Below are 25,502 nucleotides of genomic sequence, written 5' to 3'. Positions count from 1 at the left end.
GAAAAGCAAAACATAGAATTATAATTTTTATGTCCATATTACCAATTGTAATTGCCCCTGATGAAAGACTAATCACACGTGCCAGTGAAGTAACAGATATAAACGATAAAATTAAAGAATTAGTAAACGACATGTTCGAAACTATGTATGATGCAGAAGGTCTTGGCCTTGCTGCAGTGCAAGTTGGAGTGTTAAAGAGAATTTTTGTTATGGATATTCAGCTAGAAACGATTGAAAATGAGCCAGCAGGATATGGCTCAACTGGCAAATTTTACATGATTAATCCTGAGATTACAGAATTATCCGATGAACAAGTGACTCTCAAGGAAGGGTGCCTTTCAATTCCAGAGCAAAGCTATGAAATTAAGCGTCCAAAGTATTTAACTGTGAAATACAGAGACTTAAATAACGAAGAACAGACGCTAAAAGCTAGTGGTTGGCTTGCAAGGTGTATTCAGCATGAATTAGATCACTTAAACGGCATATTATATATTAGACATTTATCTAAATTAAAGTATGATATGGCCATGAAAAAAGCACAAAAGGTTAAAAAGCATTATGAGCAATAAAGACCTAGAATTATTAAAATTTTACCATGAAGTGGGCGTTGATTACACACTAATGGAGGGTGAAGAGGAAAAAAAATTGGAGAGCAAAGAGAGTGTACAACCCTCTGTTATCCAAACTGGGACCAAGAAGAAAGATGCAGATATGCGCTGGAATGACACTAAAGATGGAAAAGACATGTTTCCAAGTGATTGGATAATTGAAGCAAGGAAACTTGCAGGTAAATGTGGTAGTGTGGATGAATTAAGAAGTGCAGTTGAATCATTTGAAGGTTGTGAGATAAAAAAAACTGCAACTAATACTGTCTTTTCCGATGGTAATCCAAATGCAAAAATTATGCTCGTTGGTGAAGCTCCAGGAGCAAATGAAGACCTTCAAGGCATACCATTTTGTGGTGCAAGTGGAATGTTGCTCGATAAAATGTTAAATGCAATCAATCTTGATCGCACTAAGGTATACATAAGCAATGCTGTATTTTGGCGTCCACCTGGCAATAGAAAGCCAACCGACCTAGAGCTTGATATGTGCAGACCATTTGTCGAAAAACACGTTGCACTAGTTTCACCACAAATTTTAATTTTGGTCGGGGGAATCGCATGTTATAGCCTTCTTGACAGCACAAAAACTATATCGAATTTGCGTGGCAGATTTCATACGTACACTAACCAATATTTGTCCAATTCAATCACCACAGCCGCTATATTTCATCCAGCTTACCTACTTCGCCAACCGGCACAAAAACGTTTAGCCTGGGAGGATTTGAAGAAGATTAGGGAGTATCTTGATAACACCAATAACTGTACGAATACTTAACACCACTGGTGTCGGAAAGTAGCCTGCAGAAACGAAAAAACTTCCTTGACAAACTCCGCCAGCCCCCTTATCATGAAACTGAAGCTATTGTATTTGCTTTCGCCAATCTGCAGATTAAAAGGTAAGGATTACTTAATGTATCGGCGTCTTATGTTCAATTTTTTGCAGTATATAGATACTGTATGTCTTTACAAAACTTCATCTACATCTAGATTTTTATCTAAATAAGCTGAACGCGCTTATAAAGCGTTACAAGACATCAAAAAATGCCAATACTCGACAGAGATAGTAAAAGACTAGCTAACTCGGGGATTCTTTGTCTTTTTTTCTGCTTAGTAAATTTCTTAAACATTTGCAGCGTAGGTTAGTTGCAATTAAAAGCAGCTAAATTTCGCTTGTCAAGCGTTTATAGCACTTCTCGCAATAGTCCGAATAGGATAAGATATGTGCTTATGGCTATGGTAGAGCAGTAGCATATTATGATCTGTTCGGATTATTGTAAAAAGAGCTATAAAACATAAAAAACGCCAATATTTTAAAGCAGATAATAACCCCAGGGCTTCTTTTGCCTTTTTTTTTATTTGGTAAATTTCTTAATGTTTATAGCTAAACGACAATCGTCATCCCGCAGCGGGATCTATGCTTTGAGATACCGCGAATAAATCGCGGTATGACGTAGAGCTCGCGTTAGCTATACTTTTATGCTTACCAACTCAGTATCCAATCAAAATCCTGGATTTCAGTGTCAAGCACTGAAATGACACCAAAAGGGCTACTGCTGTTTTGGATGGAAACCAGTGTCAGCTACTTGAATCTGCCACGCAAATTGCCTGCAAATTGCAATGTTCGTACAGCCATACGCGTCAAGTTAAGGAAATATCGTGAAATATAGCAACATTTGAGATGGGCATTTTATTTGTTACATTTATTTTTTTAGGGAGTTCTTATCTAGAAGAAGATAATTTTTTCAGAAGAATCTATAAATTAATAACTTTATTACTTAATATATAAAATAGTTTTTTCGTTTCCTTTCTTCCTTATACCACTTTTCCTTAACTTGACGCGTATGGTTCGTACAGCTGTGCGTCATGCGCTGGAATGGCATCAAGGGGTAACTTTTTATTTAAACAATGATTGTAAAATGATTATAATAAGAGATCTATTGAAATTTTAAAGTTATTAAATATTGACGCTGTATACTTAAGTGTTAAAATAGAATGAAAAGTTTTTAGGAGTTTATATGGCAGCAGGTGGGAAAGCAAAGACAGCTAGTAAAAATAACCCTACTCAGCGTAAGAAGGCCGAGCAAAAAATGTATAAAGATAAACCGGTAAAACCTGTTAGATATATAGATCGTGACTCGCGCATGAATTATATGTCTGCTCAATATGACAACGGCAATCTGGTTGAAGATGAGGTAAGCGGCAATCCTATAAAGTGGGAAGCTGTATAATAGTTGTGGTTAAAGTTACTATTAATTCTAAGGAATGTGAAGTAGAGCATGGGCTCACTATAATTCAAGCTTGTGAAGTCGTGGGCGTTGAAATTCCACGTTTTTGTTATCATGAGCGTTTAGCAATTGCTGGTAATTGCAGAATGTGTTTGGTTGAAGTGGAGGGTGGACCTCCAAAACCAGTAGCCTCTTGTGCAATGCCAGTTGCAGAAGGGATGGTTATTCACACTGATACCCCTAAGGTTAAAAAAGCACGTGAAGGTGTGCTTGAGTTTTTGCTAATTAACCACCCGCTTGATTGCCCAATTTGCGATCAGGGTGGTGAATGCGATTTGCAAGATATCACGATGGCTTATGGGAAAGGAACCAGCAGACTTGATGAGCATAAGAGGGCTGTGCCAAAAAAACACTTTGGACCATTGATTGAGACTGCGATGAATCGATGCATTCATTGCACTCGGTGTGTTAGATTTTTGTCTGATGTTGCAGGTACAAATGAACTTGGAGGAATCGGAAGGGGAGAAAATGTAGAGATTAGCACTTACATAAAAAGGCATATTAGTTCTGAATTATCCGGAAATATCATAGATCTCTGCCCGGTAGGGGCTTTAACTTCAAAGCCTTACTCCTTTACAGCGCGTCCATGGGAGCTATCACATTGCGAAACTATAGATGTACTAGATGCTGTGGGAAGTAGTATTAGAGTTGATTATCGTGGCCCGGAAGTTATGAGGATATTGCCAAGGCTGAGCGAAGAGGTAAATGAAGAATGGATATCAGATAAAACCCGCTTTGCCTATGATGGACTAAAAGTTCAGCGTCTTGATCGACCTTATGTAAAAAAAGATGGTAAATTAGCCCCAGTTGATTGGAATGAGGCATTAACTGTTGCTGCAAAGAAATTAAAGAATACAAAATCAAATAAAATAGCTGCAATTGCAGGTGATTTAGCAGATTGTGAGTCTATGCTTCTACTTAAAGAAATGATGCAGAAGCTCGGCTCGGGGAATATAGACTGTAGGCAAGATGGTGCAAAACTTATACCAAATAATCGTGGATCGTATGTGTTCAATACCACTATTGAAGGTATAGAGAATGCGGATTTGTGTCTGCTTATAAATACAAACCCAAGGATAGAAGCACCGATCATTAACGTAAGATTGAGAAAGAGATATTTACAGGGCAACTTTCCTGTTGCAAGTGTTGGTCCTAACATTGAATATTTGTATCATGTTGAGAAATTGGGCGATAATCCTGATATTTTGAGTGAAATAGCAAATGGAAGTCATAAATTCTGTGAGCTGCTGGTAGCTGCTCAAAACCCTATGCTGATTATCGGTCAAGATGCATTAGTAAGAGATGATTCTGAATTAGTTCTAGTTCTGGCTGGCAAAATTGCAGAAAAATTTAACATGATCAGAGATGACTGGAATGGCTTTAATGTGCTGCATAAAGCTGCAGCAAGAGTTGGTGGGCTAGATATTGGGTTTGTTCCTAAAAAAGGCGAAAGGGATATTAATCAAATATTGGAACATGCAGAAAGTGGTGAAATAGAAGTTGTTTATCTTCTTGGTGCAGATGAATTTGACACATCAAAGTTAGAAAACACATTTGTAATTTATCAAGGTCATCACGGTGATAAGGGTGCACATGTGGCAGATGTTATCTTGCCTGGTGCTGCATATACAGAAAAATATGCAACTTATGTAAACACTGAAGGTCGAGTGCAAAGAACAAATTTAGCTGTATTTCCTCCAGGTGAAGCAAAGGAGGACTGGTTAATTATTAAAAATCTCTCGCAATATTTGGATCTCTCCTTACCATATGATAGTTTATTTGACGTGAGAAAAAAATTAGATACTATCGGTCCACAGTTTAGAAATGCTGATCAAGTGATAAAAAACACATGGGTGCCAATTAGCAATGGTAAAATAAATTTAAGTAATACACCTTTTACTTTAAAGGAGTGTAATTTTTATATGACGGATTCAATAAGTCGCGCTTCAAAAATAATGGCAGATTGTACTAAAGCTTTTTATGAACACGCTAGTTAATATTTTATTTATTTTAGTACCGCTACTACTTTCAGTTGCATATTTGACATACTTTGAGCGTAAGGTCCTTGCTGCAATTCAACTGAGGCACGGCCCAAGTGTAGTTGGACCTTTTGGGCTATTGCAGCCATTTGCAGATGCTATTAAACTACTGATTAAAGAGCCGATAATACCACTTAGAGCGAGCACCATACTGTTCATTATGGCTCCAATGCTTACCTTTATCTTGGCATTAATTGCCTGGGCAGTTATACCGTTTGGTGCTGAAGTAATTGTAGAAAATGGCCAGCAAGTAGTTATTCCTAAGGTTATAGCAAATATTAATGTTGGAGTGCTTTACGTGCTAGCTATATCGTCGCTGGGAGTATACGGCGTGATTATTGCAGGCTGGTCAAGCAACTCCAATTATGCATTCCTTGGCGCTATACGGTCGGCTGCTCAGATGATTTCATATGAAGTTTCAATAGGCTTAATAGTTGCTGCAGTCGTTATTACCACTGGAACATTAAATCTTGGAGAGATGGTGGTAGCGAAACACAATATGCCATTTTGGGTTGATTTGCTACTAATGCCTATAGGAATAATATTTTTTATTTCTTTGCTTGCAGAAACTAATCGTCACCCATTTGATTTACCAGAAGCTGAAGCAGAGCTTGTCTCTGGATATAACGTTGAATATTCATCCATGCCTTTTGCCCTCTTTTTTCTTGGAGAATATGCAAATATGATTTTAGCAAGTGCTATGATGACGATATTCTTTCTAGGAGGGTGGTATCCTCCGTTAGAACTTGGTTTGCTTTATAAAATTCCAGGTTTAATTTGGTTCGTTTTGAAGATAATTATACTTTTATTCGTATTTATTTGGATTAGAGCAACAATACCTCGTTATCGATATGATCAGCTAATGCGCCTTGGTTGGAAAGTATTTTTACCAATATCAGTGTTTTGGGTGATACTCATTTCAGGGGTGTTGCTCTTTACTGGGAATTTGCCTGGATCCAATGTTTAATTTCCCAAATACAAGATTAAGACGCAGGCGCTCGAGCAAATGGGTTCGCAATTTAACAAGTGAAAATAGTTTATCAGTAAATGATCTGGTTCTTCCTCTGTTTGTTCATGACAGAGAAGAAACAACTGAACCAATTTCTGGCTTACCAGGCGTAAAGTGTTATTCAATAGATGGATTAGTGTCTATAGTTAAGGAAGCTAAAGATTTAGGAATTAATGCTGTTGCAATTTTTCCTGTAGTTGATAGTAAACTAAAATCTGAAAACGCTGAGGGAGCATATAATTCTGACAACTTAATCTGCAAAGCAATCCGTGCTGTAAAATTAAAGGTACCTGAAATTGGTATTATTGCAGACGTTGCACTGGATCCATACACTATTCATGGCCATGACGGCATTTTAAAAGATAATCAGATGGATGTAGAAAACGATGAAACTATATCAGTGCTGTGTAAGCAAGCGTTTGCTTTAGCGAAAGCAGGATGTGATATAGTTGCTCCTTCTGATATGATGGATGGTAGAATAGGAAGAATCAGAAAATCATTAGATGATAACAACTTTCAAGACGTATTAATATTATCTTATGCAGTGAAATACTGCTCTAGCTTCTATGCTCCATTCAGGCAAGTCGTTGGTTCATGTGGGCTATCACATTCTATAGACAAAAGTGGTTATCAAATGGATTATAAAAATGCGCGCGAAGCAATGTGCGAAATTGAAATGGATATAAATGAAGGTGCAGACTTTATTATGATTAAACCAGGTATGCCATATTTAGATATTATCAAAACAGCAAGTGATAAGTTTAATTTTCCGATTTTTGCTTACCAAGTAAGCGGTGAGTACGCAATGATAAAAGCTGCTGCAAATAATGGCTGGCTAGATTATGACAAGGTGATTTATGAGTCTTTGATTGGTTTCAAACGTGCGGGTGCAAGTGCAATATTCACTTACGCTGCACTTGATATTGCAAAAAATTTAAGTGCATAAGCCCTATAAAATTATTAAATTTTTGGCGCACGTTCTTCTACTGTTGCTGCATATTACCTAAAATCTTCCAATACATGTTTTAAGTTATTGATAAGTCCGTTACAATACAGTATTATAAATAATATAAACCAAGTGTTACTTAGAACATGGGGATTTTTTTTAAATTTTTGGGGAAGATGCTAGGCAAGGTTTTTCCTGCTAAAACAGTAAGCTCTCTTTTAGGAATAGGATATTTACCAAGTTGGCAGAACTATTGGTCTTCTTTTTTAATATTATTTATTGTCGATGTTATATTAATTCTTACATATGGAGGCGAATACTTACTATATAAAATGCCAGACTCAGGAATAGTCGTAGCTGCTGTTTTTACAAAATTGGCAATAGTTATGTTAGTAATGCAATTAATTGGAATATTTATTTTTCATGCTCAAGACCCTTCAGCAAACAGTGGTGAAGAAATAGTAATACAAATAGCGTCAGGGCAAGTACTGACTGTAGCACTTTCAATGCCAGCAATAATGTCAATTTATTATGCTGTAAGTAAACTCTATGGGAATATATGTAAGCAGATGTTTCAATGCCCATTTTGGTTTAATGATTTTATGCACTTTTTCTTTTTTCTTATGATACCTTACGTATTTTTTAATGTCGTAGAAGTGATAAAACCATGGCCAATAAGTTCAATACAGCTCAGCTATAATAATGCAATGTCAATTACATTTGAGGGGATTTTTCACACATTTTATGCGGTGATTTTACTGTATTTAACAGCATTTATATTCTGCGATTTAACTATGCATGATGCAATTGTCCTAAATAAAAGCATAATTCAGTATGTGAGAGAAAGTTCAGCAGTCTTAGGTGATTATTTACATGATACTGTTAAAAAAATAGGTATTGAATAGTACTTATTTATTTATATATTTAGTATAAAAAGTGTGCAATTTGTGTGAACTTACAAAGTATAATAAAAGAGTTACAAGATTTTTGGGCTAGTGAAGGATGTGTTATACTTCACCCATACACATCTGAAGTTGGTGCTGGCACATTACATCCTGCAACAATTATGTCTGCAATTGATACAAAACCGACAAAAATTGCATATCTACAACCAGTAATTAGGCCAGCAGATGGACGCTATAGTGATAATCCTAATCGCTTGTATCAACATCACCAATATCAAGTTATAATAAAGCCATCTGGTAATAATTTACAAGACGTCTATTTAGATAGCTTAAAAGTTCTTGGCATATCTACAGAAAAATATGATATTAAGTTTGTTGAAGATGATTGGGAAAATCCAAGTGTTGGTGCATCAGGACTTGGATGGGAAGTTACATGCAATGGAATGGAAGTAACACAGCTTACTTATATACAGCAAGTTGGAGGGATTGACTGCAAGATGATTCCTGGTGAGGTGGCATATGGGTTGGAACGTTTAGCAATGTGCATACAAGGTGTAGATAATGTTTACGATATAATTTGGAACGATAACGGTGTAACTTACGGAGATATTTTTAAACAAAGAGAATATGAATTTTCTTATCTAGCGTTAGATTATTATGATACTAAAGTGGTACAGCAGCAATTCGAAGATACGGAAAAATTGTGTAAGTTCCTTATTGAAAAGGAGCTACCAATGGCAGCCTATGACCAATGTATTAAAACTAGTCACCTACTTAATCTGCTTGATGCAAGAGGTGTGCTTGGTGTGAATGAACGTACAGCTTATATTGGTAAAGTTAGAGAGCTAACAAAAAAATGTTGTGAATTGTACATGAGTAAATAGCGTATGTCGTTGCAGTTATTATTTGAGTGCCTTTCAGAAGAAATACCACCGAGAATGCAGAATGTAGTTGCAACTCAAGTTAAAAGCTGTATTGCCAATGTTTTTAACAAAAATAATGTAAAATTTACATCAATGGAGGTTTTTATAACGGCACGTCGCATTACTCTATTTGTTGACAACATAAATGCTTTGGAGCTAAAGGATTCCAATAACGAAGTTAAGGGACCAAACATTAACGCACCAAAAAGTGCTATCGAAGGTTTTTTAAGAAAATATCAGAAAAATGAAGAAGATTTGCTCGTTCGAAAAGTAAATAATGAGGATTTTTACTTCATTAAAAGAGAAAGCTGCTCATTTAACATCAGAGAATTCCTCAAAAATCAACTGGAGGAAATGCTCAAAAACTTTTCTTGGTTGAAGAGCATGAGATGGGGCAAAGGAAAAGAAAGGTGGGTTAGGCCAATCAAAAACATTTTATGCATTTTAAATGACGAAATAATACCTGTGTCTTTTGCAGGGATCACAGCATCTAACACAACATATGGCCATCGATTTCTCTCAAGTGGTACAGCGTTAACTGTTAAAGCACCTAAAGACTATTTTGAATTGCTAGAAAAAAACAGTGTAATTCTCCAAATGGACAAAAGAAAGCAATTTATACTAGATCAGATTAATAAATTCACAAAAGAGCAGAATTTACAACTTGAGAAAAATGATTATTTACTAAATGAATTGACAGGGCTTATAGAGTGGCCAATCGTACTGTTTGGTGAAGTGAATCAAGAAAAGTCATTTGGATTACCGAAGGAAGTAATACTTAGTATAGTTAATACACAACAAAAATACCTTGCTTTAAGTAATGGAAAGAGAATTTCACACTTTGTCACTGTTGTCAACGTCAACAATGGTGAAGTTGTTAAAGGGCACGAAAGAATATTAGAAGCACGTCTTGCTGATGCACAATTTTTGATATCTCAGGACAAAAAGGAGGATCTGGATCATTATGTCAAAAAATTAGGTTCGATATTATTTCATGCTTCACTTGGCAGCGTGGGGGAAAAGGTGAAGCGTATTACGGCTCTGTCAAAGTATATAGCTATATTTATTCCACATGCTTCGCTGATAAAAGTTGAACGTGCTGCATATTTGGCAAAAACTGATTTGGCAACATCGATAGTAAGAGAGTTTCCAGAATTACAAGGAGTAATGGGTGGATATTATGCTTCTTATTTTCAAGAAGATAGAGAAATAGTGGAAGCTATAACTGAGCATTATAAGCCAATCGGGCCAGAGCAGGAGTGTCCTAAATCTCCTTCTGCAATTGCTGTGTCAATTGCAGACAAAGTGGATAGCTTAGTTGGTTTAATTGCAGCAGGTGAGAAAATCTCTGGTTCGTATGATCAATTTGGTTTGCGGAGAATGACAATTGGTATAATTAGGACAATACTTGAAAATAATTTGCATGTTCCAATTAGGCTAATGATAGACAAGTCAGTATCTTTATATTCAAGGCTTCTATTTAATAAAAATACAGCGTCAGTTGATAAGCCGAATAGAAAACAAATTTCAGAACTAGTATTTAGATTTTGCTTAGAAAGATTCAAGGTTATTTTAAAAAATAGAGATATAAGGCAAGATGTTGTAGATTCAATACTATATAAAATCGATATTAATGATCTGCTGACAGCAGAAAAGCAAACTGTTATATTGGATCGTTATCTTAGTACTCCAGAAGGTGAACAAATTCTAAGCACTTACAAAAGAGTCAGTAACATGATGAGCAAAGCAAGGAAAAGTGATGGCACTACTTATAGTGCATCTTACGGTAAGAGGTTTTTGATTGAAAGTGAAGAAATTGCGCTATCAAATTGTGCTATAACTGCTTGTAAAAACATAAAACAAGCGATAAAAAATAACCACTTTAATGTAGCACTTGATGAACTTGCTGGTTTTGCTCCGTTTATCAATCAGTTTATGGACAGTATAAAGATTAACTGTGATTCTGATAAGCTGAGAAGAAACAGATTATCTTTGCTTGAAAATGTAGTTTCCATCTTTCATTTAGTAGCAGATTTTAACCTCATACAGGTTAAGCAATGGATAAATGCTCAGGCAATATAAAGAACAAATCAAATCATCTCCACAGTCCTGTGGCGTGTATAAGATGGTCGGAGATAAGAATAAAGTTTTATATGTTGGAAAAGCAAAAAACTTAAAGTCAAGGTTATCCGACTACCTTCAATTCGAAAACCTTTCTGAACGAATTAGAGTTATGCTCTCACAGGTTATTAAGGTTGAAATATTCATCACTGAGAATGAAATCGAAGCACTGCTTCTTGAAGCACAGCTAATAAAATCATTGAAACCACTTTATAATATTGTGCTTAAGGATGGAAAATCTTATCCTTATATAACAATTTCCAAGCACGATTATCCAAGAATAGCAAAATATAGAGGCAAATTTAAGAAGAATGAGTTTTATTATTATGGTCCCTTTACATCTGCCGCTGCTGTTAAGCAAACTATATTGTCATTGCAAAAAGCTTTTCTCCTAAGAGTATGTTCAGATCAATACTTTTCCTCAACAAAAAGACCATGTATTGAATATCAAATTAAGCGCTGCTCAGCACCATGCATAAACAAAATCACAAAAGACGACTACTGCCAATCAGTAAAACAGGCACGAAATACATTGCTTGGAAGAAATAAGGAAGTGAAAGAACAGTTACTTTTCACAATGAGAAAGTGCAGCAGTGAAGAAAACTATGAGCTTGCTGCTATATATAGAGATCGGGTAAAGTTTCTTGAGCAAATTCAAATACAGCACACGGATTTTTCTTTTGAAAAAGATGCAGATTTCTTCAGTATTGTACGTGAAGAGGATCTAGCATGTATTAGTGTGTTATCGTTTAGAAATAAAGACAACTACGGCAGCACTCCTTACTTTGCCGAGAACTGTGGTGATCACTCAAATGATGAAATTTTATCCACCTTTTTGGTCAATTTTTATAATTCAGCTAACATACCTCCAATACAAATTTACGTTCCAGATTCTATTGTGGATAAGGAAATTATAGAACAAGCACTATATAAGGTTGCTCAAAAGCCAGTAAAAGTTCTGCATGCAAAGAATAAAAAAGAGCGTGATTTATTGAAATTTGTTTATGATAACTCTCAGCATAGCTTAGAGCAGAAGCTTATCGATTATAGAAATAACCTAGAAAAGCTTGAAGAGCTTAGCAAAATCTTCTTGTTACCAAATATTCCAAAGCGTATTGAGGTTTATGACAATAGCCATATATTTGGAAACCAACAAATTGGTGTAATGGTTGTTGCAGGGCAGGAGGGTTTTTTAAAAAGTGAGTACAGAAAATTTACTATAAAGGAAAAATTTTCAGGCGATGACTATAAAATGATGAGGGAAGTGCTAACCAGACGTTTCTCCGGCAATATAAAAGGCATAATACCTGATTTTTTACTGATTGATGGTGGACCAGGACATGTTTCCATAGTACAGAATGTACTGGAAGTATTGAATATAAACGTTCCTTTTGCTTGTATGGCAAAAGGTCCTGATCGTAACGCAGGAAATGAAAGATTTTATATGCTGGGCAGGGAAGAATTCAGTCTGGCAAATGACAGCAAAGTCATGCTTTACTTACAATCGCTGCGTAATGAAGCCCACCGTTTTGCGATAACTTCACATAGAAAAAAACGCGATAAACAGTTTATAGTTTCACAATTAAGCAAAATACCCGGCATTGGCAACAAAAGAAAAAAAGCGTTGATGTCTTATTTTGGTTCAGTGAAAAATATAAGCAAAGCTTCTCTGGCTGAAATTCAAAACATACCTGGAATTAGTAAAGGTTTAGCAGAAGTTATTCTTAAACACGTAAATTATAAGAGAGGAGTACTGGAATGACACAAAACCCGTTTTATTATTAGGGAATTTATATCTTAAAACCGCAAAAAAAGGTGTGCGTATTTGTGAAAAAAAATCTCCATAAAATTTGTGAAGCAATGTGGTGGGACTAGTGCGATTCGAACGCACGACCTTCGGATTAGGAGTCCAACGCTCTATCCTGCTGAGCTATAGTCCCGTGTTTCCTACCATTCATGTAAAGTTATAGCAAAAAATCCTTTCTTTTCTAGATTTCTTGCATAACCAATTTATGACGACAAAAAACATTTCTGTACTTCTTGAGTATAATGCTATTATATTTAATAACATGGTTTAAGTAAGATTAATGCTAGTTAACAATATTGGTTATTTCTATAACAATCAAAACGACTTTGCTTTAAGCAATATAAACATTAAAGTAAAGAAAGGAAATGTTGCATGTTTATTGGGGCATTCTGGCTGTGGCAAGTCAACAATTTTGAAATTAATTGCGGGGATAGAAAATCCAAAATCTGGAACTATTTTTATAAATGATAGGTTAGTTGCAAGTAATAAGGCATCAGTCGCTATAGAGCATAGAAATATCGGATTGATTTTTCAGCATTCTGCATTATTTCCTCATAAAACAGTAGTAGAAAATATAACCTTTGCTATCCGCAGCTCTTCCAAGAGAGAAAAGCACCTAATTGCATTGGAAATCTTGAAGTTACTCAATATAGAAAAATATGAAAATATGTACCCTAACGCCTTATCTGGAGGACAGCAACAATTAGTTGCAATAGCAAGAGTGATGGCACAAAACCCTGATGTTGTGTTGTTAGATGAACCATTTTCTAATTTAGATATACTGCTCAAGTGCCGAATAAGACAACATATATTGTCCCTTTTCAGAAGTAAAAATATCCCTGTGCTAATGGTAACTCATGACCCGCAAGAAGCATTGAAAGTTGCAGATTTTATCTACGTAATGAAAAATGGTAAAATTATTCAATCAGGAGTTTCTAGCGATATATACCATAAGCCTAAAGATGATACGCTAGCAAAGTTTTTTAGTGAGCTCTCTTCTACTCTACAGTTAAGCGAAAAGTTTCCACTTATTCGCTGCAAGAAAATAATCTAGTTTGGGATTGTTATAAAATAATTAAAAAACCTTGATTTATAATTAAATAAAGGTGATATAATCTATGTGTTACTTGACTTCAGTCAAGTTTTAATATTTAAAGGTCAATATTTTAAATGGAGGTGAAAATGAGTTTAGGACCATGGCAATTGTTTCTAGTCTTAATAATAATTTTAGTTCTGTTTGGTGCAGGCAGATTACCGCAAGTTATGGGTGATTTAGGAAAAGGCATCAAAAACCTTAAACAGGAGCTTAAGGACTCAGAAAAATTATCGTCTAATGAACCAGATCGTTAGCGTCCTCATACTTCGTGACATGCACCTTAGTGCATGTCATCTGTTTAAAAACTTAGTCAGGTTAAAGAATGAAAGAGATGAAGTGTTGGTATGAAATAAATAACAAATATTGAAATACAGCAACAACTATGTTAGCTTAAGAGGAATATTTTATTAAAGGATAATTGTGCAAAAAAGTGAGAAACTAACTAAAGATAAAAAACTAGCTTCTGATATTCTAAAAGAGGTTGCAGATACCAATAACAATGATAGCAATAAAGTAACTTTGTTTGACATTAAAACAGCTTTGCATGAGCGCGGTTTTGGTATTTTAATAATCATCTTCTCCTTGCCGCTATCGGTGCCTATACCGGTTCCACCTGGTTATACAACTATTCTTTCTATACCTTTAATCTTATTCTCACTGCAGCTTCTATTTGGATTTGATTCTCCTTGGATGCCCAGTTGGCTAGAAAGAAGATCTTTTCAGCGTTCAACACTAGCTCTTGTGGTAGAGAAAACTTCCCCTGTATTAGAAAAAATAGAAAAATTCATGAAGCCAAGACTGTCTTTCATTTTCTATGGGCCTGGTGAGAAGATTCTGGCTTTTATGATGTTGCTTTGTGCAATAATAATAGCTCTTCCATTACCTTTTACTCACTTCCTTCCTGCAATTGGCACAACTCTTATTTCACTTAGCATTATGAGTAAAGACGGGTTTCTATCCATATTGGGAGTTTTAGTATCATTGTGCGCGTTGTTGCTTACTCTTGTTGTAATAGTCAAAGGACCACAACTTATAACCGGAGCACTTTCTCTTCTTAAAAGCTTTACAACACTTTAACAAAAGAACGAATTACTAGCGCAAAATGAATAATGCATATTGAAATAAAACAATAATTGTGTTAAGAATTATTTTTATCAAAGGTTTTTCGTGTCAAAAAATGATAAGTTGACTAAAAGTGATAAATTAGCTTCTGATATTCTAAAAGAAGTTGCAGATACCAATAACAATGATAGCGATAAAGTAACTTTGTTTGACATTAAAACAGCTTTGCATGAGCGTGGTTTTGGTATTTTAATAATCATCTTCTCCTTGCCGCTATCGGTGCCTATACCGGTTCCACCTGGTTATACAACTATTCTTTCTATACCTTTAATCTTATTCTCACTGCAGCTTTTATTTGGATTTGATTCTCCTTGGATGCCCAGTTGGCTAGAAAGAAAATCTTTTCAGCGTTCAACACTAGCTCTTGTGGTGGAAAAAACTTCTCCAGCATTAAAAAAAATAGAAAAGTTCATGAGACCAAGAATGTCTTTTATTTTCTATGGGCCCGGTGAAAAAATTTTAGCTTTTATAATGCTGCTTTGTGCGTTATCAATAGCTCTTCCACTACCTCTTACTAACTTCATTCCTGCAATTGGTACGACTCTTATTTCGCTTGGTATCATGAGTAAAGATGGGTTTCTATCCATATTGGGAGTTCTAATATCATTGTGTGGGCTATTGCTTACTCTTGTTGTAGTAGTCAAAGGGCCACAACTTATAATTGGGGCATTTTCTTTTCTCAAAAGCTTCGTATATGGTTAGGCTTTACAACACCTTAACAAAAAAAAAGGAACTTTTTACACCAATCGATAAAGATCATGTGAAAATGTATGTTTGCGGACCAACAGTATATGACACAGCACATATAGGCAATGCACGGTCTGTTGTTGTGTATGATGTGTTATTTCAGCTACTTAAGTTTTGTTATGGCAAAGTTACCTATGTGCGTAACATAACCGACATTGATGATAAGATAATTAATGCAGCAAGTGAAAAAAATAGCAACATAGAAAGTATCAGCACATATTACACCAAGGCTTTTCATGAAGATATGAGAAGCATAAATTGTGCAGAGCCAACACACGAGCCAAAAGCAACGAAAAACGTAGATTATATTATAAAATTAATTGAACATTTGCTGCAATCAGGCCACGCTTATGAATCTGACAAACATGTGTATTTTAATATAGAATCTTACCATGAATATGGTGCTTTATCAGGAAAAAAAACTGATGAATTGGTTCCAGGTAGCAGAGTTGAAGTTAATGAAAATAAAAAGCACCCGGGAGATTTTGTGCTGTGGAAGCCTGCAAATGATATTGACTACAAACTTTCAAGTTATTGGAATAGCCCATGGGGAGAGGGCAGACCTGGATGGCATATAGAATGCTCAGCAATGTCATATGCTTACCTTGGCAAAGATTTTGATATTCATGGTGGCGGCATAGATTTACAATTTCCTCACCATGAAAATGAAATTGCACAGAGTAAGTCTGCATTTGCTGGATCAATGTTTGCAAAATACTGGATACATAACGGTTTTCTTACAGTAAATGAAGAGAAAATGAGCAAGTCCTTATTTAATATAGTCAAAGTAAGGGATTTGCTAGATAGTGGAATAAAGGGTGAAGTAATACGCTATGCACTGCTCAAAACTCACTACAGAAAACCACTTGATTGGACAGAAAACGTTATTTCTGATGCACAGGAAACCTTAAATAAATTTAATCGATTATCACGTGGTTTAGATACAACAAATATTGATGAAAGTAACGCAGAGATTTCTAAAGATTTTATAGACGCTTTAAAAAACGACTTAAACATTCCTGAAGCTCTAGCTATATTACATGAAATGGCTGCAAAAATCAACAAAATGAGTAATGAAAGTGAAAAGCTTAAATTAACTGAGAGTTTTGTTAAGAGTGCCAGATTTATTGGTCTTCTTGAGTCAAGTTATGAAAAGTGGTTTGCTGTGGATGTAAATCATCAAGAAATAGAAAGGTTGATAGACTTAAGAAAAATTGCAAAAAAAAATAAAAATTACGATACTGCAGACAAAATAAGAAATCAGTTGAAACAAATGGGGATTACAATTTCTGACAATGAAGATGGTACAACAACCTGGTAAATTGATATGGAAAACTACTTCCTGTTATTCACAGATAGTCTAGTATCATCATTAGTCTTACCCATACATCAAGGTTTTGTGTTCAATACCATGCTTTATTTCAGGTCGTATCACACTCCACTACTTATGTTATTTTTTGGAGTACTAGGATCAAGCCTTGGTGGAATAGTTAACTGGTACTTAGGTAGAATAACAATCTCTATACGAAAATCATACCACAAATTAGAAAACGAATATACAACGCCAAAAGTTACAAAAAATTTGCTAATTTTTGCAACTTTATTACTTTCGTGGGTGCCAGCACTTGGAAGTGTGATTCAAATTTTATCAGGTTATTTCAAGTTAAACCTTTATATCCTTGCCCCTTTAATCATTCTATCTAATTTCTTCTATTTATTATATCTAATACTTACTTTTGGAGTATAACAGCTATAGTATTACAGCTATTAAAGCCCACTTCCGTCATTCTATGCCTTGATAGAAGCGGAGCTATAAATTAAATGCAAAATTCAGTAGTCATAGGATGCACCATGAGCTAAAAGCAATTCCACAAGCTCTTGGTGATTATTATTAGCTGCATAATACAATGCTGTTTTTCCTTCATTATTTTTAGCGTTAACATCGGCGTTGTGTTTTAGCAGTATTTTTGCCACAGCAACTTTTCCCATTACGGCAGCAAAGTGTAGTGGCGTATCGTCATCTTTGTTCTTGGTATTAACACCTTTTTCGGCAAGGTATTCTACTATTTCCAAATTTTCACGAAAAACAGCACAGTGTAATGGAGTCAAGCCATCTTTATCCATAGCATTGACATTAGCGCCTTTGTTTACAAGATGTTCTACTACATCTAAATCACTATTACTAGCAGCTAAATGCAGAGGTGTTTTATAATAAATATCCCTAGAATTAATATCAGCTCCTTTCTCTATAAACTTTTTCACTACAGCTAAGTAGCCTAGATAAGCAACCGAGTGTAGAGGAGTTGTACCGTCATTATCTTTTATGTTAATGTCTGTACCCTTTTCATCTATCAAGTATTCTACTACATTCAAGCTTCCACCCTGAGCAGCATAGTGCAACAGAGTACTGCCGTCTTTGCTCTTAGCACTAATGTCAGCACCTTTACTAACAAGGTACTTTACTACATCTAATCTTCCATTATAAACAGCAAAGTGTAATGGAGCGTGACCAGAATTATTTTCAACATTAACAGCCATTATCAATTTACCTGGGAAATGTGTTGATATACGTGTGAGTATAGCCTTAATTGCTTTAAAATCACCACTTGCAGCAAGCAAGTGCAAAGGAGTACTTTTCTTTATAAAAAATGGTTTCCTATGTATACAAGATGAGTTAAAGTAAAAATCATCAATCAACTTACCATATTTACTTGCATATTCCCAAATAGACACAATGTGACTGATTGCTATATCACCACTATTTATCAATTCCAGAGCTTTTCTAAGAACTTCTTCTTCCCGGACTGCCTTTTGTAAATTCAACTCAGTTACTTTCTGCACTAGTCTGTGAATGTTTGCCACTCCTTTTTTTAAGTCAATTATTGAATATCTATCGAGTAGCTCAACAGCCTTCCATAACTTTTCCTTATCCTCTGCTATTAACTTTGAAAAGACTTCTTCTATATGAATCTTGTCAGGAGCAAGATAAGCCATTACTTCTAGAATCTTCAATGCTTCTGGCCCACATTCTCTTTTTGCTATAGCATCAATCGTAATTTTCCAAGCTATGAATGTTGTTTTAGTATAACGGTCACTTTTATATTTAGACTCAAAGTCTAGCAGTTTCTCTGCTTCTTTTTCATACCTTTTTAGGTAGTCACTAACCCCAACTCTTTCTTCACCTCTGCGACTTAATACAATGTTGCTTTCATTTATATATGCAATTGCTTGCCCCAAAGCTAGTGGGAAATATTGTAACTCCTCTGTTAGTTTTTTTATTTCTTCATCTTGTAAATTATCTTTTATATTTAAAGCCCTCTTGACAAACCTTATAGCCTCCGTTTTTTTGAATACACCTAGCTGTATTGTTTTTATTTTTTCCTCGTCTTCTGCTATTCTCCAATCTTTATTACGAGAAGTAATTAAAATGTAAGGTTTTTTATGTCTAGGGTGTAAAGATGAAGGTAAAAACCTTTTAATGTCTTCATATCCCTCAGCATTATCAAAAATGAACAGGCTTCTCCTTCCCCTTCTTGCAAAAAAAGCATATACTTCTCTAACAATGTTTTCTATCGTCTTGTCCCTTTCGTGCCTATCTTTGGTAGGAATGCCTAATCTATTATTAGCTAAATCCAGGAAAGAATTTTTCATAGTTTCAGTGCTTTCAGCATCTATCCAGATAGCATTAACATAATAATCCTTTCCATATTTGTAAGTATATTTCCTAGCCAACTCACTTTTACCTACTCCTCCAAGACCGCTAATAGAGGCAACCTGCGATATCACCGCTTGTTTTTTTGCACTTCTTTGTAGCATATTATGCAGAGCTGTTAACACTCTGCCTCTACCAGTAAAAGATGCCACTGGCTCTATTATGCCAAACCAAACCGCCCCTAAAATTTCCTCTCTTATTTCTTCAAGAAGAGCTTTTGCTTTCTCATATGATAGAAACTCCTCTTCTTCTTTCTCCAGCAAAATCAGCACTTCTTCCTGGTAACGGCTGTAAAAGTGCTTTGCATCAGTATTGCTGAATTCCTTGCCCAATTCACTCTTAATAATTTCACTAAGTTCAGTTCCGCTTGGCAAATTGACTGCAAATACTAATTTATTTAAAAAGTCTTCTATTTCTTTATCGCTGACTTCTCTACCTACCTCACGCTTTATAAAATTCTTATTCTCCTGCAAATATGAGATAATGCTATCATCAAATTTATATCTTACACCATCACCTACATCCAGAAACTCATCTTGTGTGTCTATTCTTATGACTGAAATTTCCTTTCCTTTATTCTTCCCACTCGGCATCATTCTCAGCTTTCTTACTGGATGCGATGTCGAATCCGCGGAATCAAAATCATCATTTGTAATAATGACAAAATCCTCTATTTCACCCTCAAACTCTCCACTACTTTTGATCTTTAAATAAGCAATGAGATATTTTATTAAGCCAAACGCACCATTCTTTCCCGGTGTTAATAAGTCACCTATACTGATCTTTTTGTGTCTACCCTGCCTGTGCTTGACTTGTATGAATCTATGTACTATTTTCCCATCTTGTTCATACCGAAGAACAATATCATCAAAATCCTTAGCTGATTTTTTCTCTGTGAATAGGCGGAAAGAATACTCTCTATCTACTGCATGTTTAGGAAACAGCATTAGCCATCTCGCTTGATACATAATACCATGAAAGGTGCGCTTAACCGCCGAGCAGGATAATCTTACAGGCACCTCACTCTAATCTCTCACTCAAAATTGAATTCACCACATCAGGGCTGGCTTTTCCTTTGGTAAGTTTCATAACTTCGCCGACAAAGAATCCGTATAACTTTGTTTTACCGCTTTTGTATTCTTGAACTTTATCTTGGTTGTTATTGACGATTGTGTCGATAACTCCTGATATTTGACCTCTATCGGTTATTTGTTTTAGGTCTTGCTCTTCTATAATTAAAGATGCAGGTTTGCCAGTTTCAAACATAATATCAAAAACTTGTTTACCAAGTTTAGCAGAGATCGTTCCATCAACGATAAAATCTAAGAGCTCGGACAGGGCATTGGCTTTGATTGGAGAGCTCACAATATCAATATTTGCTTTATTTAAACGACCGAAAAGCTCTACAGTTAACCAGGTGACCGCGAGCTTTGAATCATGTTTTTTTATCAATTCCTCAAAATAATCAGCAATTGCTTTATCGGAGGTAATGACGTTTGCATCGTATTCGTTGATACCCAATTCCTCAATGTATCGCAGCTTTTTTTGATCTGGCAACTCGGGCAAAGATGATTGAATTAAATCAATTTTCTCCTGGCTTACCTCAACAGGTAATAAATCAGGCTCAGGGAAGTATCTATAGTCGCTTGCATCCTCTTTGTTTCGCATCACTTTTGTTTTTCCCGAAGCAACGTCAAACAATAAGGTATCTTGACTTATTTCTTCTCCACTTTCTAAAATTTCAATTTGTCTTTGTATTTCATAGTCTATAGCTTGCACAATATAACGTATCGAGTTCAGATTTTTTATCTCACAACGAGTGCCAAATGTGCTACTGCCTTTTAGGCGGACAGAAACATTTGCATCACAACGAAGTGATCCCTTTTCCATATCACCATCACACGAACCAATATAACGCAAAATCTGCCTCAATTTTTTCATGCATTCTGCAGCTTCCGCAGATGAACGGAGATCTGGTTCTGAAACAATTTCCATTAAAGCAACCCCTGCACGATTTAAATCCACATAAGTTTTGCTTTCCTCATGAACGCTCTTTCCTGCATCTTGCTCTAAATGAATTCTCGCGATTCTTATTTCTTTTTCATTATCGTTGATAAATATTCTACCATTTTTAACTATTGGCTCAAAAAACTGGGTTATCTGGTACCCTTGCGGTAAATCAGGATAAAAATAATTTTTCCGATCAAAGTAAGAATACTTATTAATTTCTGCAGAAAGTGCAAGACCGGTGCGTATTGCTTGCTCTATGCAGTAATAATTTAGTATTGGCAGCGTACCTGGCATTGCCGCATCAACTAGAGAAACTTGAGTGTTATGCTCAGCACCAAACTCCGTTGATGAGCTAGAAAATAGCTTCGTATTAGAAGAAACTTGAGCGTGCACCTCAAGCCCAATTACTGCTTCCCAATCCTCTTTCGTCATGTATTTTATTTAAATGATAATCTTAATATTCTGCAAAATTAGCACAAAAAGTCAAAACAAAACTCATGTTAGCTAAGTGGTATGCAGATTGTTTTACCCATAGAAACGGGTTAAATGCAAAAGATTACTTGACAAGCTTCGCCAGCCCTCTTATCATAAAATTGAAGCTATTTATTTATCTTCTCTGTACAGATTAAATGACAAAAAAACTCACGTATCTGGCGTCTCATGTTTAATTTTTTGCACTATGTGCACCTTATGTCTTTATAAAACTTCTACCTACATAAGCTGAAACGCGCTTATAAAGCGTTTAAAACATAAAAAAACGCCAACTTAAAAAATGGATAGTGAATAACTAGCTACCCTAGGGTTTCTTTTGCCTTTTTTTCTGTTTAGTAAATTTCTTAACGTTTATGATTTAGATTAGTTGCGGTTTAAAAGCAACTGAATCGCGGTTATTAAGTGTTTAGAATAAAAAAACGCCATACTTGAAAGTATAATGTAAGTAATTAGCCAACCACGGGGCTTCTTTTGCCTTTTTTTTCGTTTGGTAAATTTCTTAATGTTTGTAGCTAAACGATAACCGTCATCCCGCTACTTGTTAGCGGCCGAGATACCGCGAATGAATCGCGGTATGACGTAGGATTGCTGTCATTCCAGTGCCAAGCACTGGGATCCAGCCTTTATTATTTGGTTGAAATTAAGTCTTCTGGATCCCAGTGTCAGCTACTTGGATGACACCATTCTTTTTCCTGGATTCCAGTGTCTGGGCACTGGAATGACATCCTCCCTTGTGGAGATTGCTCTCAAATCACAATGTTCGTACAGCTATGCAAACACAAAGGTGTCATTCCAGCGCGTGACGCTGGAATCCAGTTGAGCTATTTCAACAAAAATACTACATTTTGAGATGAACGTTCCAGACTTATTTACGAGTATAACAATTGAAGTCTGGATTCCAGTGTCAAGCACTGGAATGACATCATAGGGGCACTGCCCTTTTGGATGGAAACCAGTGTCAGCTACTTAGATGATACCTTTTTTCTACTTAGTTTGGGTTATGCAAGAAGTCTATTGCATTCCTGAGCAATTTGATTCATTATTCTTTTTGTAAAAAATTTTCTTAACTTTCTCTCCACTTTTTTGGTAAGGTCACTTTAAAGGAAGTCTAATAGATGCTACATAGAAATCCAGATGAGTTTCTAAAGTCTATTCCAAAAGATAAGCGCATAATGTCCCTTGACATGGGAGAAAAGCAAATAGGCATAGCATTTAGCGATAAAACACAGCTCATAGCCACAGCTCATAGCATATATCACAGAAGAAATATGAGCAAAGATTTAGGTTATCTGCATAGAATATTCAAAGAAAATGAATCTGGATCAATGGTAATAGGACTACCATTAAAAATGGACGAGCAAGAAACTAAATGGTGTAAAACTATAATCCAATTCGCAAATAAAATAATAAAAAAATATAAAGTAAATATATACTTACAAGACGAAAGCTTCTCAACATCTATCGCAACTCATACACTAAAAATTACTGGAATATCAATCACAAAATCGAAAAAAATAGATGATAAAATCTCCGCATGTATTATTTTGCAACGAACGTTAGACAAGATAAATACAATCAAATAGTTTTTCCAGATCTGGAAATCTTCAAACTGAATCCCATATAAAAGTTACTCAACAAAACAAGAACCTTTCGTATAAGCATGACAAATTGCTACAGCAAGAGCGTCAGCAGCATGGTGGCATTTTATACTCAAATTTTTAACTATTTGCTTCACCATAAATATAATCTGATCCTTATCAGCATGGCCATTTCCGGTAATGCTTTTTTTTACATAGTTTGCATCATATTCATTCATAGTTAGCTTTGTTATTTTTAACGCTAAAATTACAACCCCTCTTGCATATCCTAAAGTTAGTGAAGATTTAGGATTTTTATTAACAAAAATTTTCTCCACCGCAGCTTCATTCGGAGAGTATAGGGAAATTACTTTCTTTAATTGTTCAAAAATTATATGTAGGCGTTCACCTGTACCCAATTTACCATCAGTTGATATGGTACCGCCGCCCAAAAATTCAATATTATTTTTTTCGTTCAGGCTGATAATGGCCCACCCAGTCTTGCTTATTCCTGGATCTAGACCTATTATTTTAACCACTTAATAAACGCTTAACCAATAGACAAACAAAAATAAAAATATCCAGACTACATCTACAAAGTGCCAATACCAGGAGGCAAACTCAAAGCACAAATGGTCCTGAAGTGTAAATTGGCCTTTCCGTGCTCTAAATAAACACACTGATAAAAATATTATTCCTATTATAACGTGTGCGCAGTGAAAACCGGTAATCATATAAAAATTGGATGTATAAATAAGCTTTTCTCCTGTTTCTTGTAGAGAAAAACTCGCTTCATGATACTCTATTGCTTGCACTATTATAAAAAAAACTCCAAGCAATATAGTTATGGACAGCATTTTAATCATGCTCTTTTTATCATTTTTAAGTAAAGAGTGATTTGCCCAAGTAATTGTTGTACCAGAAAGCAATAATATTAATGTATTCATGAATGGTAGTGACCACGGATCAGGTGGCAAAATTCCCTCAGGGGGCCATTCAACTTTTTTTGCAGGAGAAAACGCCTCAAATAAAAAAACTGGATCAAGCCAGGCTTTAAAGAATGAACAAAAGAACACTATAAAAAATACGACCTCCGAGAGAATAAACAAGTACATTGCAAATTTGAGTCCATGTTTTACAATGGCAGTGTGACATTTGTCATAAATGGCCTCCCTTATTACATCTCTCCACCAATAAAACAGCACCCCTGATACTGCGGAGATTCCCAAAACTAAACAAAACATTCCGACAATTTGTTTATGAAGCGCGCCAACTAATCCAAGTGCAAGAATAAGAATTGCTGCTGATACAGCAATTGGCCAAGGGCTTGGATCCACTAAATGAAAATCATGTTCTTTACTTTTCATAGCATTTTAAAAAATACTTATTAAGGATACAAATTAGCTTAAAATTGTCAATGTTCCTTAGGAAATTGGATTGAATCTTGAAAAATTATATGCACCGTTCAAAAAATCTAACACAAATTGTGCAGTTATTCTAAACAACTCAAGCATTCTGCTCTTTTCGTTTTCTCTTGCTCTGCTGCAATATCCATCAACAATATTTTCCAAAATAATGCATCCAGACTTTACTGAATCACTGTAACAAAAATTAAACCAATCCCTATATCTATTATTTTTCTTGAATCTATTTTTCATGCTATCAACGACAGTCTCGTATATAAACATGCAAGAATACAAAACCGTCATAGCCTCATAGGTATTACTATGCGAGATGGATAAAAGAAAATTAGTGAAATTAAAACACTCAAGAGATTTCTTTTCGCGACTTATACCGTACATAGTAAAGTAGTAGTCATATAGCATTCTATTAACAGTCACTACTCTTTGGGCTACTTCAGCAAGCGAGATAATACTACTATAATCTTCCATTTTGGATGCAGTAATTAAGGTGGTACGAATATAATCACCTAAGAACAACGTCTTTTGTTGAGCATAGAATTTGAAGTTCTCTATATTTAGGGTGTTATTCGCTAACTCAACATTAAAAGGATGCTCAATTATATCCTTTAAAAGATTTGACCCGTAACAGCTCCTAATTATGCCACTGAACACTGTAGTTACCGATAAAAGATCAAGTTAACGT

Annotated in this window: 22 protein-coding genes and 1 tRNA gene; 17 read left to right on the top strand and 6 right to left on the bottom strand. The window is 35.4% G+C overall.

What is annotated here, in order from left to right:
• Positions 1–29: 29 nt before the first annotated feature.
• The 10 genes from def (at position 30) to uvrC (ending at position 12,595) form a co-directional block, all read left to right on the top strand.
• Positions 30–569 (top strand): peptide deformylase, encoded by a 540-nt coding sequence (gene def, locus ACQH2Q_RS03840; protein ID WP_182309147.1) that lies wholly within the window; start codon positions 30–32, stop codon positions 567–569.
• Complete coding sequence (locus ACQH2Q_RS03835; RefSeq protein ID WP_425383374.1) at positions 559–1,380, top strand: uracil-DNA glycosylase; 822 nt, start codon at positions 559–561, stop codon at positions 1,378–1,380. Before def ends, ACQH2Q_RS03835 begins: the two co-directional genes overlap by 11 nt.
• Positions 1,381–2,620: 1,240 nt before the next feature.
• A complete protein-coding gene (locus ACQH2Q_RS03830) occupies positions 2,621–2,833 on the top strand; it encodes a hypothetical protein (RefSeq protein ID WP_006279675.1) in 213 nt (70 codons plus the stop codon).
• Positions 2,834–2,838: 5 nt separating this feature from the next.
• Positions 2,839–4,887 carry an NADH-quinone oxidoreductase subunit NuoG gene (nuoG, locus tag ACQH2Q_RS03825; protein ID WP_338482047.1) on the top strand — a complete coding sequence of 683 codons (2,049 nt, stop codon included), beginning with the start codon at positions 2,839–2,841 and terminating at the stop codon, positions 4,885–4,887.
• On the top strand, positions 4,871–5,896 hold the full coding sequence (nuoH, locus tag ACQH2Q_RS03820; protein ID WP_425383373.1) for an NADH-quinone oxidoreductase subunit NuoH: 1,026 nt from the start codon (positions 4,871–4,873) through the stop codon (positions 5,894–5,896). The genes nuoG and nuoH overlap by 17 nt, the downstream gene beginning before the upstream one ends.
• Positions 5,889–6,884: a porphobilinogen synthase gene (gene hemB, locus ACQH2Q_RS03815; protein WP_264339263.1), complete on the top strand. Its 996-nt coding sequence runs from the start codon at positions 5,889–5,891 to the stop codon at positions 6,882–6,884. The genes nuoH and hemB overlap by 8 nt, the downstream gene beginning before the upstream one ends.
• A 146-nt stretch (positions 6,885–7,030) precedes the next feature.
• Positions 7,031–7,789, top strand: coding sequence for a phosphatidylglycerophosphatase (locus ACQH2Q_RS03810; RefSeq protein ID WP_182364786.1), 759 nt, complete (start codon positions 7,031–7,033; stop codon positions 7,787–7,789).
• 44 nt (positions 7,790–7,833) lie between these two features.
• On the top strand, positions 7,834–8,673 hold the full coding sequence (locus ACQH2Q_RS03805) for a glycine--tRNA ligase subunit alpha (RefSeq protein ID WP_264339262.1): 840 nt from the start codon (positions 7,834–7,836) through the stop codon (positions 8,671–8,673).
• 3 nt (positions 8,674–8,676) lie between these two features.
• Entirely contained in the window at positions 8,677–10,794 is a 2,118-nt protein-coding gene (glyS, locus tag ACQH2Q_RS03800; protein WP_338482050.1) for a glycine--tRNA ligase subunit beta, read from the top strand.
• Positions 10,778–12,595: an excinuclease ABC subunit UvrC gene (gene uvrC, locus ACQH2Q_RS03795; RefSeq protein WP_264339260.1), complete on the top strand. Its 1,818-nt coding sequence runs from the start codon at positions 10,778–10,780 to the stop codon at positions 12,593–12,595. Before glyS ends, uvrC begins: the two co-directional genes overlap by 17 nt.
• Positions 12,596–12,696: 101 nt before the next feature.
• On the opposite strand, the gene ACQH2Q_RS03790 is transcribed toward uvrC, so the two are convergent.
• Positions 12,697–12,773 (bottom strand) — tRNA-Arg (locus tag ACQH2Q_RS03790).
• Between the two features lie 147 nt (positions 12,774–12,920).
• Here ACQH2Q_RS03790 and ACQH2Q_RS03785 point away from each other — a divergent pair.
• From ACQH2Q_RS03785 to ACQH2Q_RS03760, 6 genes are all read left to right on the top strand, one after another.
• Positions 12,921–13,694, top strand: coding sequence for an ABC transporter ATP-binding protein (locus tag ACQH2Q_RS03785; protein ID WP_006280146.1), 774 nt, complete (start codon positions 12,921–12,923; stop codon positions 13,692–13,694).
• Between the two features lie 128 nt (positions 13,695–13,822).
• A complete protein-coding gene (gene tatA, locus ACQH2Q_RS03780; protein WP_006013840.1) occupies positions 13,823–13,990 on the top strand; it encodes a twin-arginine translocase TatA in 168 nt (55 codons plus the stop codon).
• Between the two features lie 166 nt (positions 13,991–14,156).
• Positions 14,157–14,813 (top strand): exopolysaccharide biosynthesis protein, encoded by a 657-nt coding sequence (locus ACQH2Q_RS03775; protein WP_010962397.1) that lies wholly within the window; start codon positions 14,157–14,159, stop codon positions 14,811–14,813.
• A 90-nt stretch (positions 14,814–14,903) separates the two neighbouring features.
• Entirely contained in the window at positions 14,904–15,560 is a 657-nt protein-coding gene (locus ACQH2Q_RS03770; protein ID WP_007549323.1) for an exopolysaccharide biosynthesis protein, read from the top strand.
• Positions 15,553–16,926 carry a cysteine--tRNA ligase gene (gene cysS, locus ACQH2Q_RS03765; RefSeq protein ID WP_265023951.1) on the top strand — a complete coding sequence of 458 codons (1,374 nt, stop codon included), beginning with the start codon at positions 15,553–15,555 and terminating at the stop codon, positions 16,924–16,926. Before ACQH2Q_RS03770 ends, cysS begins: the two co-directional genes overlap by 8 nt.
• A 6-nt stretch (positions 16,927–16,932) precedes the next feature.
• Positions 16,933–17,352: a DedA family protein gene (locus tag ACQH2Q_RS03760; RefSeq protein WP_155968794.1), complete on the top strand. Its 420-nt coding sequence runs from the start codon at positions 16,933–16,935 to the stop codon at positions 17,350–17,352.
• Positions 17,353–17,435: 83 nt separating this feature from the next.
• Here ACQH2Q_RS03760 and ACQH2Q_RS03755 read toward each other — a convergent pair whose 3' ends face one another.
• A complete protein-coding gene (locus ACQH2Q_RS03755) occupies positions 17,436–20,285 on the bottom strand; it encodes an ankyrin repeat domain-containing protein (protein WP_425383372.1) in 2,850 nt (949 codons plus the stop codon).
• A 52-nt stretch (positions 20,286–20,337) separates the two neighbouring features.
• Entirely contained in the window at positions 20,338–21,759 is a 1,422-nt protein-coding gene (gatB, locus tag ACQH2Q_RS03750; RefSeq protein ID WP_264339256.1) for an Asp-tRNA(Asn)/Glu-tRNA(Gln) amidotransferase subunit GatB, read from the bottom strand.
• A gap of 1,175 nt (positions 21,760–22,934) precedes the next feature.
• Between gatB and ruvX the strand changes: the two genes are divergently transcribed.
• Entirely contained in the window at positions 22,935–23,402 is a 468-nt protein-coding gene (ruvX, locus tag ACQH2Q_RS03745; RefSeq protein ID WP_425383371.1) for a Holliday junction resolvase RuvX, read from the top strand.
• Positions 23,403–23,446: 44 nt separating this feature from the next.
• On the opposite strand, the gene ruvC is transcribed toward ruvX, so the two are convergent.
• From ruvC to ACQH2Q_RS03730, 3 genes are read right to left on the bottom strand one after another with little or no spacing between them, the layout of a single operon-like run.
• On the bottom strand, positions 23,447–23,935 hold the full coding sequence (ruvC, locus tag ACQH2Q_RS03740; RefSeq protein WP_038199503.1) for a crossover junction endodeoxyribonuclease RuvC: 489 nt from the start codon (positions 23,933–23,935) through the stop codon (positions 23,447–23,449).
• Positions 23,936–24,763: a cytochrome c oxidase subunit 3 gene (locus tag ACQH2Q_RS03735; RefSeq protein WP_006279354.1), complete on the bottom strand. Its 828-nt coding sequence runs from the start codon at positions 24,761–24,763 to the stop codon at positions 23,936–23,938.
• A gap of 57 nt (positions 24,764–24,820) precedes the next feature.
• The gene (locus tag ACQH2Q_RS03730; RefSeq protein WP_264339253.1) at positions 24,821–25,471 is read right to left on the bottom strand and encodes a TenA family protein; all 651 of its coding nucleotides are present in this window, start codon (positions 25,469–25,471) and stop codon (positions 24,821–24,823) included.
• Positions 25,472–25,502 lie beyond the last annotated feature (31 nt).

The organism is Wolbachia endosymbiont (group A) of Melieria omissa (genome assembly GCF_964031125.1).
In the GTDB taxonomy this organism is placed as follows: domain Bacteria; phylum Pseudomonadota; class Alphaproteobacteria; order Rickettsiales; family Anaplasmataceae; genus Wolbachia; species Wolbachia pipientis.
Note: the sequence above shows the minus strand (reverse complement) of the source record. Positions and strands in the feature narration are given on the sequence as shown.

Coding starts and splice junctions, on each gene's coding strand:
- def (WP_182309147.1), top strand. CDS start 30: ATGTCCATATTACCAATTGTAATTGCCCCTGATGAAAGACTAATCACA.
- ACQH2Q_RS03835 (WP_425383374.1), top strand. CDS start 559: ATGAGCAATAAAGACCTAGAATTATTAAAATTTTACCATGAAGTGGGC.
- ACQH2Q_RS03830 (WP_006279675.1), top strand. CDS start 2,621: ATGGCAGCAGGTGGGAAAGCAAAGACAGCTAGTAAAAATAACCCTACT.
- nuoH (WP_425383373.1), top strand. CDS start 4,871: ATGAACACGCTAGTTAATATTTTATTTATTTTAGTACCGCTACTACTT.
- hemB (WP_264339263.1), top strand. CDS start 5,889: ATGTTTAATTTCCCAAATACAAGATTAAGACGCAGGCGCTCGAGCAAA.
- ACQH2Q_RS03810 (WP_182364786.1), top strand. CDS start 7,031: ATGGGGATTTTTTTTAAATTTTTGGGGAAGATGCTAGGCAAGGTTTTT.
- glyS (WP_338482050.1), top strand. CDS start 8,677: ATGTCGTTGCAGTTATTATTTGAGTGCCTTTCAGAAGAAATACCACCG.
- uvrC (WP_264339260.1), top strand. CDS start 10,778: ATGCTCAGGCAATATAAAGAACAAATCAAATCATCTCCACAGTCCTGT.
- ACQH2Q_RS03785 (WP_006280146.1), top strand. CDS start 12,921: ATGCTAGTTAACAATATTGGTTATTTCTATAACAATCAAAACGACTTT.
- tatA (WP_006013840.1), top strand. CDS start 13,823: ATGAGTTTAGGACCATGGCAATTGTTTCTAGTCTTAATAATAATTTTA.
- cysS (WP_265023951.1), top strand. CDS start 15,553: ATGGTTAGGCTTTACAACACCTTAACAAAAAAAAAGGAACTTTTTACA.
- ACQH2Q_RS03760 (WP_155968794.1), top strand. CDS start 16,933: ATGGAAAACTACTTCCTGTTATTCACAGATAGTCTAGTATCATCATTA.
- ACQH2Q_RS03755 (WP_425383372.1), bottom strand. CDS start 20,285: ATGTATCAAGCGAGATGGCTAATGCTGTTTCCTAAACATGCAGTAGAT.
- gatB (WP_264339256.1), bottom strand. CDS start 21,759: ATGACGAAAGAGGATTGGGAAGCAGTAATTGGGCTTGAGGTGCACGCT.
- ruvX (WP_425383371.1), top strand. CDS start 22,935: ATGCTACATAGAAATCCAGATGAGTTTCTAAAGTCTATTCCAAAAGAT.
- ACQH2Q_RS03735 (WP_006279354.1), bottom strand. CDS start 24,763: ATGAAAAGTAAAGAACATGATTTTCATTTAGTGGATCCAAGCCCTTGG.